Annotated in this window: 9 protein-coding genes; 5 read left to right on the top strand and 4 right to left on the bottom strand. The window is 67.9% G+C overall.

The features are described 5' to 3' along the window. Positions 1 to 88 precede the first annotated feature (88 nt). The 3 genes from C5E41_RS08335 (at position 89) to C5E41_RS08325 (ending at position 3,604) form a co-directional block, all read left to right on the top strand. Entirely contained in the window at positions 89 to 1,699 is a 1,611-nt protein-coding gene (locus C5E41_RS08335) for an LCP family protein (protein WP_439956535.1), read from the top strand. A 30-nt stretch (positions 1,700 to 1,729) separates the two neighbouring features. Next, positions 1,730 to 2,392 (top strand): transcriptional repressor LexA, encoded by a 663-nt coding sequence (gene lexA, locus C5E41_RS08330; RefSeq protein WP_104375255.1) that lies wholly within the window; start codon positions 1,730 to 1,732, stop codon positions 2,390 to 2,392. 216 nt (positions 2,393 to 2,608) lie between these two features. After that, positions 2,609 to 3,604: an alpha/beta hydrolase gene (locus tag C5E41_RS08325; protein WP_104375398.1), complete on the top strand. Its 996-nt coding sequence runs from the start codon at positions 2,609 to 2,611 to the stop codon at positions 3,602 to 3,604. On the opposite strand, the gene C5E41_RS08320 is transcribed toward C5E41_RS08325, so the two are convergent. From C5E41_RS08320 to C5E41_RS08310, 3 genes are all read right to left on the bottom strand, one after another. Further along, positions 3,510 to 5,021: a family 1 glycosylhydrolase gene (locus tag C5E41_RS08320; protein ID WP_308706122.1), complete on the bottom strand. Its 1,512-nt coding sequence runs from the start codon at positions 5,019 to 5,021 to the stop codon at positions 3,510 to 3,512. The genes C5E41_RS08325 and C5E41_RS08320 overlap by 95 nt on opposite strands. A gap of 83 nt (positions 5,022 to 5,104) precedes the next feature. Next, the gene (locus C5E41_RS08315) at positions 5,105 to 7,132 is read right to left on the bottom strand and encodes a glycosyltransferase family 39 protein (protein ID WP_439956534.1); all 2,028 of its coding nucleotides are present in this window, start codon (positions 7,130 to 7,132) and stop codon (positions 5,105 to 5,107) included. 110 nt (positions 7,133 to 7,242) lie between these two features. After that, on the bottom strand, positions 7,243 to 8,505 hold the full coding sequence (locus C5E41_RS08310) for a KasA/KasB family beta-ketoacyl-ACP synthase (protein ID WP_104375253.1): 1,263 nt from the start codon (positions 8,503 to 8,505) through the stop codon (positions 7,243 to 7,245). Between the two features lie 260 nt (positions 8,506 to 8,765). Between C5E41_RS08310 and C5E41_RS08305 the strand changes: the two genes are divergently transcribed. Both C5E41_RS08305 and C5E41_RS08300 read left to right on the top strand, forming a co-directional pair. Further along, positions 8,766 to 9,047 (top strand): hypothetical protein, encoded by a 282-nt coding sequence (locus tag C5E41_RS08305; protein ID WP_146097502.1) that lies wholly within the window; start codon positions 8,766 to 8,768, stop codon positions 9,045 to 9,047. A 108-nt stretch (positions 9,048 to 9,155) separates the two neighbouring features. Beyond that, positions 9,156 to 10,655 carry a flavin-containing monooxygenase gene (locus tag C5E41_RS08300; protein WP_104375251.1) on the top strand — a complete coding sequence of 500 codons (1,500 nt, stop codon included), beginning with the start codon at positions 9,156 to 9,158 and terminating at the stop codon, positions 10,653 to 10,655. A gap of 43 nt (positions 10,656 to 10,698) precedes the next feature. Here C5E41_RS08300 and C5E41_RS08295 read toward each other — a convergent pair whose 3' ends face one another. After that, the gene (locus tag C5E41_RS08295) at positions 10,699 to 12,033 is read right to left on the bottom strand and encodes a family 1 glycosylhydrolase (protein ID WP_104375250.1); all 1,335 of its coding nucleotides are present in this window, start codon (positions 12,031 to 12,033) and stop codon (positions 10,699 to 10,701) included. Between the last annotated feature and the right edge of the window lie 157 nt (positions 12,034 to 12,190).

Here is a 12,190-nt window from a genome sequence, read left to right as displayed (position 1 = left end):
GGCCCCCGCGCCGGAGCGCGGCGACACCGAACCGCGGCGCCGAGCCACCCGCGTCGCACCGCCCGCTACCGACGCCGCGGCAGAGACCGTGGCCGCTGCCGAAGGCGCCGCGCCGCCGCCGAATCGGCGGGCCCGCCGCGCCCGCACCGCACCGCCGCCGCGCCCGAATCGCGGGCGAAAGGCCGTGCGGGTCGGTGGTCGTCTGCTGGCGGCGGTGACGGCCGTGGTCGTGGTCAGCGGCACCGGCCTGGCCTACTACACCGAACGCAGCGTCGATCAGGGTTTCACGCGGTCCAATGCGATCAGCGAGGCCGATGCGGCCGCGCTCGACGGCGATCTGAACATCCTGTTGATCGGCCTGGACACTCGTAAGGACCAGAACGGCAACGACCTGCCCAAAAACATCCTCGACCAGTTGCACGCCGGTGACGGCAGCGAAGGCGGCTACAACGCGAATTCGCTGATCCTGGTGCACATTCCGAAGGATCTTAAGAAGGTCACCGCCTTCTCCATCCCGCGCGACGACTACGTCTCGGTCTCGGGCATCCCCGGCTACGACCACGCCAAGATCAAGGAGGCGTACGGGCTGAAAAAGGCCTCGGTGGAACAGAAGCTGGAGAATCAGGGCGTCAAGGACAAGGTCGAACTCGAACGCCAGGGCCGCGAGGCCGGGCGCGAATCGATCGTGCAGACGGTCAAACAGCTCACCGGGGTGCCGATCAACCGGTTCGCCGAGATCTCGCTGGTCGGCTTCTACGATCTGGCCAATATCCTCGGCGGCGTCGACGTGTGTCTCAACCACGCCGTCGACGACGAGTACTACTCCGGCGCGGTGTTTCCCGCGGGCCGCCAGCATCTCGACGCCGCCAACGCGCTGTCGTTCGTGCGTCAGCGTCACGGCCTCGACAACGGCGACCTCGACCGCACCCACCGCCAGCAGGCGTTCCTGACCTCGGTCGCCAAACAGCTCAAGGATACGGGGACGCTCACCAATATCGGCAAACTGCAGGACCTGATCACCGCGGCGCAGAACGACATCGTGCTGTCGCAGGGCTGGAACCTGCTCGACTTCGCCCAGACCCTCGGCCGCGCCGGATCCATTCCGATCGAATTCCAGACCCTGCCGGTGAAGGCCTACGACACCATCGACGGCCAGGACGTCAACATCGTCGACCCGGCCGCGATCAAGAAGACCGTGCGCACCGCCTTCGGCGTGGCCGAACCGCAATCCAGCGCGCCGACCACCACCCCCACCAGCACCATCGACGTCGTCAACGCCGGCGGTGCGAGCGGAATGGCGGCCAAGGTGTCCACGGCGCTGGTGGACAAGGGTTTCCGCAAGGGCAACGTCGGCAACGCCAGCTACAGCGACGGATCCAGTTCGGTCGTGTACTTCGGCTCCGGCGCCGACACCGACGCCACCCAGGCCGCCGACATGCTGGGCGGATTACCCACGGCGGCATCGAAATCCCTCGATCCGGGGACGGTGAAGATCGTGATCGGCAGCGACTTCAGCATGCCCGACAGCCTCACCTCGTCCTCGGCGTCGACAGTGACGACCACCGACCCCACCACCGGACTCACCACGACCACCAGCGGCGGCGGCTCGGCATCGACCACCACCACCACCGACGACCGCCCCGACTCCGGTAAACCGGTCACCACCAGCATCGGATCCGACATACCCTGCGTGAACTGAAGGTCCCGCCGCGCCGTCTACGATTCCCCGGTGACCGGATACGACGACGCATACGACCATCTCGACACCTCCCGGCTGCCCGAGCGGCAGCGGCGCATTCTCGGCGTAATCCGGGACGCGGTGCAGCGCAACGGGTATGCGCCGTCGTCTCGCGAGATCGCGGCCGCCGTCGGACTGAAATCGGGCTCGTCGGTGTCGAAACACCTGAAGGATCTCGAGGACAAGGGATTCCTGCGCCGCAGTGCCAGCGTCTCCCGGTCCATCGACGTGCGCCTGTTCCTCGCGCCCGCCGAAAGCCGTGGCCGTGGCCGTGAACAGGATTCGGTGATCGTGCCCGTGGTCGGCGATATCGCCGCCGGCACCCCGATCCTCGCCGAGGAACACGCCGACGATCAGCTCACCCTCTCGCGGCAACTGGTCGGGCGCGGAACCGTGTTCGGGCTGCGGGTGCGCGGTGATTCGATGATCGACGCCGCGATCTGCGACGGCGACATCGTGGTCGTGCGCCGCCAGCACGAAGCGCACTCCGGTGACATCGTGGCCGCGATGATCGACGACGAGGCCACCGTGAAGGTCTATCGCCGCCGCAACGGCCATGTCTACCTCGAACCCCGCAACCCCGCCTACGACGTCATCGACGGCGACCGTGCGGTCGTGCTCGGCAAGGTCGTGTCCGTGATGCGACGAATGTGACGACCTGCTCGACGCGCCCGCCGGACCGATCGCCAAACGGTTGCCGCTGAATTAGTCTGCCCAGGCAGGGGACCACGCAAGACCGAACGTGATTCGGAGGTGCACGTGGCGAGCAGTAATCGGGCAGGCGCCTTTGCGGTGCGAGACCGGGTTCGTGGGAGCACCCGGCTCGCGACGGTCGCGGCCGCGGCAGTGCTGACCGCGGTCTCGGCGGCCATGGCGGCAGGACCGGCCGCCGCCACGGGCGATCCGGTCGTCGATTCCGGTGCCCCGCTGGCACATCCGGTATCCGCCGACGGATCCAAGATCGTCGACTTCTCGGTCGTCGACGGCCGCAACGTCACGTTCAAGGTGTACTCCGCGGCCATGGACAAACCGATCACGATCAACGTGCAGCGGCCCGCCGACGCCTCCACACCGCGTCCGGTGCTGTATCTGCTCAACGGCGCCGGCGGTGGTGAGGACAGCGCCACCTGGGACAACAAGGCCCCCGACGCGCTGAAGTTCCTCGCCGACAAGGACGTCAACGTCGTCCAGCCCGTCGGCGGCGCCTGGAGCTACTACACCGATTGGCGCGCACCGGATCCGAAGCTGGGCGTCAACAAGTGGCGGACGTTCTTCACCGAGGAACTGCCGCCCATCATCGACGGCGCCCTGGGCACCAACGGCCGCAACGCCATCGCCGGGCTGTCCACCTCCGGAACCTCGGTGCTGCAGTTGCCGATCGCCAAACCCGGCCTGTACGAATCCGTGGCCGCCTACAGCGGTTGCGCCCAGATCAGCGACCCCGTCGGCTACACCGCGGTCAATCTCGCGGTCAACGTGTGGGGCGGCGGCAACACCGTGAACATGTACGGGCCGCAGAACGATCCGATGTGGGCCGCCAACGATCCCTACGTGCACGCCGACCAGCTGCGCGGACTCAACCTGTTCATCTCCAGCGGGTCCGGGCTGCCCGGGCAGTGGGACACCCTCAACGGGCCCTACACCCTGCCCGGACCGGGCGGGCTGGCCAATCAGCTGGTCATCGGCGGCGTGATCGAAGCCGCGGTCAACTACTGCAGCCACAACCTGCAGGCCAAACTCAACGATCTCGGCATTCCGGCGACCTACGACTTCACGCCGACCGGAACCCATTCCTGGGGCTACTGGCACGACGCGCTGATCCAGTCGTGGCCGGTCCTCGCGGCCGGGCTGCAACTTCCCGCCTGAGCGGCAACCGCCGGATTCGGCAGTCGCCGTACGACTGCCGAACCCGGCGGGACGCGTTCACGGCGCCGGTGTGCCTGCTGGATCCGCGCCCGGCAGCATCACCGGCTCGTCGCAACTGGCCGGCGGATCGACCTGAGAACAGGCAAGGGGGGGCGCGGGTGGGCCGGTAATCGGCGGGCACCCCGCCCGTGCGGACGAGCGAGGCGAACACCTCCACCGCGTCGGTGGGCCGGCGCACCAGTTCCGGATCCGAGGTGACATCGACGGTATAGAGCCCGAAACGGGGTGTGTAGCTGCCCCATTCGTAGTTGTCGGTGAGACTCCAATAGTTGTAGCCGCGCACATCGATACCGTCGGCCTTGGCACGCTGAATCCAGTACACGGTGTCGCGCAACTGGTCGGCGCGAGTGTAGCCGTCCGGGCGAGGTTTACCGTTCTCGGTCGGCATCCCGTTCTCCACCACATACAGCGGTTTGCCGGGGAACTGGCGGGCATAGCGGCGCAGCGCATAGTAGACGCCCTCGGTCTGCAGCGGCAACTCCCACATCGCGGGCGCACCGGCCGAGGTCGCCGACAAGCCGTCCGCGGCCGGGGCGGGGCCGAAGTAGTAGTCGACGCCGACGAAGTCGAGTTTGTCGCGCACCTTGTCGATATACGGCTGATTCACCTCGGTATCGGCGCCGGGCACATAGCCGATGTTGCTGGTGACCATCGCCTTCGGATAGGCCGCGTGGATGTCGTCGTAGATCTGGTTGTGGGCCTGCGCGAGCCGGTCCATCGCCGCCGGCCACTGCTCGTGCGAGAGGGCGCCGATGCGGATCTCGGTGCCGAGATAGGCGGCCGGTTCGTTGATCGTCACCCAGATCGGATCGCGAGAACCATAGCGCTGCACCACTTTCCGCGCATTGGCCAGCCAATCGTCGACCATGCCCTGATTGCGCCAGCCGCCGCGGTCGGCGGCCCAGCCCGGATACACCCAGTGATCCAAGGTCAGCATCGGGGTCATGCCCGCGGCATAGACGGCGTCGACGATCCGGTCGTAGCCGGCGAACGCCTGCTCGTCCCATTCGTCGGGATGGGGCTGCACCCGGGCCCATTCGATACTCATGCGGAAGCTGGTGGCGCCCAGCTGCGCGGCGCGCTCGATATCGTCGGTGTAGGTGTCGAGGAAGCGCACCGAATCCCGATACGGTTCGGCCGCCCCGGTCGCGATGTAGCGGGTCCAGTTGCTGTCGGGGGCGTGGCCTTCGGTCTGGAACCCGGATGTGGCCACCCCCCACACGAATTCGGGGCCCAGGGGAGCGAGAGCCGACGCTGCCCGGCGGACGGGGTCGGCGCCCGCGCGGACCGGCAGCAGCAGCGCGGCGGCTGCTGCCAGTCCGGTGGCCAGCACCTGGCGGCGGTTCGGCTCTCGCATCCAGCAATCGTAGCTGTGAGATTGCTGAATTCCGGTGTGCGCAAGGGCGTGTCGAGCGGGCGATCGGCCGCTCGACGTCGGGATCAGTGTGGCGGTGCGGTGAGGTCGAAGACCTCGAGGCCGCCCAGGTGTTGCGGCGTGTAATGTGCCGACACCCAGGCATAGATGTCGGTGTTGCCGACCGGATGCCACATCTGCGGCTCCGCGTCGGCGGCCGGCGGGTTCGGCGCGGTCGCCGGGGGATGGGCGCCGCCGGGGGATCGGTGCTGGTCGTGGGTTCGCCACGAGTCCGGCAGCTTCATCTCGGGCGCCAGATAATAGGAGATCCGGTGGTCGCGGACCAGGTCCTGGAATCCCGCGACGGTGGGGACCGGATCCTCGGAAGTGAATCCGCCGATGGCGATCACCGGTGTCCGGCTGGCCAGTTCGAGCCCGGCCGCCGGTCCCGAGCGGTCGATAGCCGCCGACCACGTCGTCTGCGTCGCCCGCAACATCTCCACCAGCTTCGGATCGGGGTCGGTGCCGCCCATCAACATGCCGATCTGGCGGCGGAACGGATTCAGCGCCTGCGGCAGGTCCGGATGCGCCGGCCCGACGACCGGGCTGCCGCCGGTATGCGACTGCGGCAGCGTCACCACCGCGTACGCGCTCGAACCGGCCGTCGCGGCCAGCACACCGGCGCCCACGGCCACCGCGACCGCGCGGGCGGGCACCCGTCGCGACAGCGCCGGCAGCGCCGTCAGAACGAGGGCGGCGGCGGCCACGACGGTCACCGCGAGGACCGACCACCGCAGCCACGGCTGCCAATCCGGATTGCGACCGAGCAGGACGAAGCCCCAAACGCCGCCGGCCGCAACGAGGCCCGCTGCCCCGGCCCGGCCCCACACCCGATCCCGGCAACGCCACACCTCGGCCAGGCCGAGGACGAAACTGCCGACGACCGCGGGCGCGATGGCCAGGGTGTAGTAGGCGTGCATGCCGCCCTTCATCGCCGAGAACGCCACCCCGTCGATCAGCAGCCACAGCCCGAAAACCAGTGCCGCCCCGCGCACGAGGTCGGTGCGCGGATACTTCCGGCGCGTGATCAGCACGACGACGAAACCCAGGACGGCCGCCGGCAGCAGCCACGAGATCTCGAATCCGATTTCGCCGGTGAACAACCGCTGCGGGCCGGACCCGAAACCGTTGAAGCCGCCGCCGGCCATATGCGGCAACTCGTATCCCGGCGGCAGCTCGAAGGGTTTGCGCCCGGCGTGGTTGTGTCCGAGGTAGCGGGCGAAACCGTTGTAACCCAGCACCAGATCCATGAACGTGTTGTCCTTGGAACCGGCCAGATAGGGGCGGGAATCGGCGGGCCACAGAATCGTCAGCAGCACATACCACCCCGAGGAGACCATCAGCGCCACCGCCGCGGCCAGCAGATGCGCGATCCGTTTACCGAAACCCGCCGGAGCCGCCACCAGATACGCCGCACTTAATGCGGGCAGCACCATCAGACCTTCGAGCATCTTCGCCAGGAACGCGAAACCCAATGCGACACCGGCGAATACGAGCCAGCGCGGGCTCGCGTGGCGCAACGCGCGCACGGTGCAGAACGCGGCGGCGGTCATCAGCAGCACCATCACCGCATCCGGATTGTTGAACCGGAACATCAACGCCACCACCGGTGTCAGCGCCAGCAGCAGACCGGCCAGCAGACCCGCGCCGCGGCTGCCGGTGGCGCGGGCGATCGCGCCGTACATCAGCGCGACCGCCGCTACCGCCATCAACGCCTGCGGAATCAGCATGGAGGCACTGGAGAAACCGAACAGCTGCCCGGACAACCCCATCACCCATTGCGAGACCGGCGGTTTGTCGACGGTGATGAAGTTGGCCGGGTCGAGCGAACCGAACAGCAGCGCCTCCCAGTCGCGCGAACCCGACCACGCCGCCGCTGCGTAGAACCCGTTGCCCATCCCGTTGACGGTGATGTTCCACAGATACGCGGCCGCGGTCGCGGCCAGCAGAACTGCCAGCGCCAGCCGGTCCCGGCGCTGCGGCCGTGGCAGATCCGGATCCGGCGGACGAGCCGATTCGGGCGATACGGGCACGGCGGTATCGGCAGTCGTCACTGTCACCGCGGGAGCCTCTCAGCCGATCCGGTGACCACCCTGTCCGAACCCTTGGAGATTGCTGTGAGTTCGGTGCGATCGAGCGAATCGGGCGCCGAATCCCGTTGCGGTCAGTAGCGGCCGAACAGCACCGCCGCGTTGTGGCCGCCGAATCCGAAGGAGTTGTTCATCGCGAACTCGACATCGGTGTGCCGTGGTTTGTCGTGCACGATGTCGAGGTCGATCTCGGGGTCCTGATTGTCGAGGTTGAGCGTGGGCGGGATGACCTGATCACGCAGCGTCAGCACCGAGATCGCGGCCTCGAGCGCGCCCACCGCACCCACCGAATGCCCGAGCGCCGACTTCGGCGCGTACACCGCCGGATGGGTACCGATGGCGGCGGCGATGCCCTTGGCCTCGGCCAGATCGCCGATCGAGGTACCGGTGGCGTGGGCGTTGACATGATCGACATCGGCGGCGCTCACACCCGCGGTCTCGATGGCCCGGCGCATCGCCCGGGCGCAGCCGAGCCCCTCCGGATCGGGGGCGACCATGTGATACCCGTCCGCGGTCAATCCGGCGCCGAGCAGCCGGGCCAGCGGCGTCGCCCCGCGCGCCCGCGCATGCTCTTCCGACTCGACCAGCAGCAGCGCGGCGGCCTCACCGAAGACGAAACCGTCCCGGTCGCGATCGAAGGGCCGCGACGCCCGTTCGGGTTCGTCGACGCGGGAGCTGAGCGCGCGGGCCATGGTGAATCCGGCAATCGCCATCGGGTTGATGTAGCCCTCCACCCCGCCCGCGACGACCATATCGGCATCGCCCAGCACGATCGAGCGCCACGCGTGCACCAGCGCCTCGTTGCCCGAGGCGCACGCCGACACCGGCGTCACCAGGCTCGCGCGCGCCCCGATGTCGAGCCCGACGACGCCCGAGACGCCGTTGGGCATGCTCATCGGCACCGCGAACGGGGAAACCTTGCGGTAGCCGTGTTCGCGCATGGTGTCGTTGGCCTCGACGATGACGTCGGCACCGCCCAGACCGGTGCCGATGCAGACGCCGAGGCGGTCCTTGTCGACCTCGGGTGCCCCCGCGGTCTCCCACAGCCGCTGACCCATCGCGTACGACATCTGCTGGACATAGCACATGCGGCGCTTGCGCACCCGGTCCAGATCGGCGGTGGGGTCGTGGATCAGTTTGCCGCCGATCGCATTGGGCAGATCGTGGCGGGTGATGTCCTCGTCGGTGAGGACCTTGATCCCGCTGGCACCGGAAAGCAGCGCCTGCCACGTACTTTCGGTATCGGCGCCGATGGAGGTGGTGATCTCCACCGCGGTGACGACTACCTCGCGGAAGCCGCCGTTACGGGTGCTGAAACTGGTATCGAGCGTGCGCACAGTCGTCGATTCCTCACTGTCGGTCCCTCGTTTCCCCGGACACGAAACTCGGCGCCACCGGCGACCGCCGATGACCTCGCCGTCGTCGGCCGGCCGACCCCGCCGCGGGGGCGGTGGTGCGCCTCGGTCAGCGTAGCCTCCGACCGCTCGCGAGGGACCCAGAATGAAGATGCCAGCAATTTGCCGTAGGGGTACCGTTGAGGGTCACGGATGGGTGCGTCCGCAGCGGTGCACCCAACCGGACGGGCGAGGGGAAGGGCGTGCCCGAGATGACTATCAACGCTGTTCACACCATGGTCACGGCCCAGTTGGACAACGTGGGGCCGCAGGCGCCACCGGGCGCGGGGGTGACGACGGTAGTGCTGCGAAATCTCATCTGGTTGCATTTGCTGGCAACGGCGATCGCGGTCGGTTGCTGGATCCATCTGGCCAGTCGGCGCGGGGTCGCACGGGCCACCGTGTCGCGGGTGGCCGTCGGTGTGGTCGCGATCGGGCTGACCACCGCGGGAGCGGGGGAGATTCTGGGCGCGGCCATGCACTGACCGCGCCACCGGACCCGCCGCATCTAGACGTAACCAGAAATAACACGTAACCTTCGGCTATCCGGACGGCGAGGTCCGGGCTGACATTCGGACGAAACGGATACCTCAATGACGCGGCATGTCGACGTGTTGATCATCGGTGCGGGCCTGTCCGGGATCGGGATGGCCTGCCATCTCAGCCGGGAGAACACCGGACGCAGCTACGCGATCCTCGAACGGCGCAGCGCGATCGGCGGCACCTGGGACCTGTTCCGCTACCCGGGCATCCGCTCGGACTCCGACATGCTCACCTTCGGCTACGGCTTCCGTCCCTGGATCGGCACCAAGGTGCTCGCCGACGGACCGCACATCCGCCAGTACATCGCCGACACCGCCGAGGAATACGGCGTCACCCGCCACATCCGCTTCGGCCGCGAGGTCGTGAAGTCGAGCTGGTCCAGCACCGAGCAGCTGTGGACCACCGAGGCGCTCGACGAACAGACCGGCGAGACCGAGACCTACACCAGCGACTTCCTGGTCGGTTGCACCGGTTACTACGACTACGACCATGGTTTCCGCCCGCAGTTCCCCGGTGAGGAGAACTTCGGCGGGCAGATCGTGCATCCGCAACACTGGCCCGAGGATCTGGACTACCGCGGCAAGCGGGTCGTCGTCATCGGCTCCGGCGCCACCGCGATCACGCTGGTCCCGGCCATGAGCGAGGACGCCGCGCACGTGACCATGCTGCAGCGTTCGCCCACCTACATCGCGCCGCTGCCCGCCGAGGACCCCGTCGCGGTCGGCATGAAAAAGGCCAAACTGCCCGCCACGCTGGCCTACAAGACCGGCCGCGCCCGCAACATCGCCCTGCAGCGCGCCAGCTTCGCCCTCGCCCGCAGCAACCCCGCTCTGTCGCGGAAACTGCTCCTGCAAGCCGTGCGGCTCGCCGTCGGGCCGAACGTGGACATGCGCCACTTCAGTCCCAGTTACAACCCCTGGGATCAGCGGCTGTGCATCGTGCCCAACGGAGATCTGTTCACGGTGTTGCGCAGCGGACGCGCCTCGATCGTCACCGATCGCATCGCGACCTTCACCGAGACCGGCATCCGCCTGGAATCCGGCGAGGAACTGCCGGCCGACATCGTGATCAGTGCGACCGGCCTCAACATTCAGATGCTCGGTGGCGCGGCGATCGACGTGGACGGCACCCCGATCGCCACCCGCGACCTGGTCGCCTACAAGGGCGCGCTGATGAGTGGGCTGCCCAACGCCATGATGATCATCGGCTACACCAACGCCTCCTGGACGTTGAAGGCCGATCTGGCCGCCGAATACTTCTGCCGCCTGCTCAATCACATGAAGGCCAAGGGATATTCGACATTCGTCGCCGAAGCCGAGGAAGCCGACCGGGCGCCCGAATCGATGATGGGCGGCGCGCTGACCTCCGGCTACATCGCCCGCGGCGACGCGGTCATGCCGCGCCAGGGCCGCCGCGGCCCGTGGAAGGTGATCAACAACTACTACCGCGACCGCGCGCTGCTGCGCAAAGCCGACCTCGAAGATGGCATCCTGCGCTTCGGCACCCGTACGGCAGCCGCTCGCCCGGTCGTCGAATCCCGTTCCGCCTGATCATCTTCGCAGCGCCGCGCGCCCGCGCACCGTGTGGGTGCGATCAGTGCGGCACGGTGACCGGATGGGCACAGCTGCCCGGAATGTCGACCAGCGAACAGGTCACCGGCCCACGCGTGGGCCAGTAGTCCGCGGGAACACCCCCGGCCCGAGTGATCGCGCGATAGGCGTCCACGGCGTCGGTGGGGCGGCGGGTCAGCGTCGGGTCGGCCAGCACGTCGACGGTATACAAACCGAAGCGCGGTGCGTAGCTACCCCATTCGTAGTTGTCGGTGATCGACCAGTAGTTGTAGCCCATCACATCGATGCCGTCGGCCTGGGCGCGCTGGAGCCAGTACACGGTGTCGCGCAGATCGTCGCCACGGGTGTAGCTGTCGGGGCGCGGTGCGCCGTTGTCGCTCGGCATGCCGTTCTCCACCACGTACAGTGGCTTACCGGGGAATCGTCGCGAATAGTATTCCAGCGCATAGTAGATCCCCTCGGGTTGCAGCGGCATCTTCCACAGCTGCTCGAGGTCGCCCGGCGACAACCGGGCCAGGTCCTGGGGGGTGTGACCGTAATAGTAATCGATGCCCACATAGTCGAGTTTCGCGGCGATGGCATCGATCAGCGGGCCGTTGACGACCGGCTCCGCCGTGCCGACGATGTAGGCGAGGTTGCTGGTCACCATGGCGTCCGGCTGCACCCGGTGGATGTCGTCGTAGATGGTGTTGTGCGCCTGGATCAGTCGCTGCTGCATCGCCGGGACGTCCGCCGGAGATATCCCGCCGTTGCGGGTTTCGTTGACGATGTAGAACGCAGGCTCGTTGAACGTGACCCACAGCGGATTGCGAGAGGCGTAGCGCTGCACCACTGTTCGCGCGTTGGCCAGCCAGTCGCCGAGCATCGCCGGATGCGCCCAGCCGCCGCGGTCGGCGGCCCAGCCGGGATACACCCAGTGATCCAGGGTCAGCATCGGGCGGATGCCGTGCGCGGCCATCGTGTCGAGAACGCTGTCGTAGAACGCGAATCCGGTCTCGTCCCATTCGCCGGGCCGCGGCTGCACTCGTGCCCATTCGACGCTGATGCGGTAGACCCCGACCCCGAGGCCGGCGGCCAGTCCGATATCGGAGCGATAGCCGGTGAAGAAATCGACCGCATCGTGATAGCGGTCGTAGTCGGGATGCGCGGCCACGTACCGGAGCCAGTTGCTGTCGGGGGCATGGCCTTCGCACTGGAATCCGGCGCTGGCCACACCCCACAGGAAGTCACCGCCCAGCTTCGGCACGGTTGCCGGTGCGGCGGGGCGGGCCCGGGCGAAGGCGGCGGGACCGGCGACGGCGGCGGCGGTCCCGGCGGCGAGCAGACCGAAAGCCTGGCGACGACTGACGTTGCGCATCGAACTCCTCGGTATCCGGTGGGCACGATCCGGCAACGGTAACCCGGTCACCGCGGGCGTACGGCCGGACGTGGCGCAGTCATTCTCACCCGCAATTGGGCAAGTGTCCAGATATTGCGGAATTCGGTCGAACACTGTCGGTGCGCGCGGCTAGGGT

This window comes from Nocardia nova, assembly GCF_002933465.1.
GTDB lineage: Bacteria > Actinomycetota > Actinomycetes > Mycobacteriales > Mycobacteriaceae > Nocardia > Nocardia nova_B.
Note: the sequence above shows the minus strand (reverse complement) of the source record. Positions and strands in the feature narration are given on the sequence as shown.

Coding starts and splice junctions, on each gene's coding strand:
- C5E41_RS08295 (WP_104375250.1), bottom strand. CDS start 12,033: ATGCGCAACGTCAGTCGTCGCCAGGCTTTCGGTCTGCTCGCCGCCGGG.
- C5E41_RS08300 (WP_104375251.1), top strand. CDS start 9,156: ATGACGCGGCATGTCGACGTGTTGATCATCGGTGCGGGCCTGTCCGGG.
- C5E41_RS08320 (WP_308706122.1), bottom strand. CDS start 5,021: ATGCGAGAGCCGAACCGCCGCCAGGTGCTGGCCACCGGACTGGCAGCA.
- C5E41_RS08325 (WP_104375398.1), top strand. CDS start 2,609: ATGGCGGCAGGACCGGCCGCCGCCACGGGCGATCCGGTCGTCGATTCC.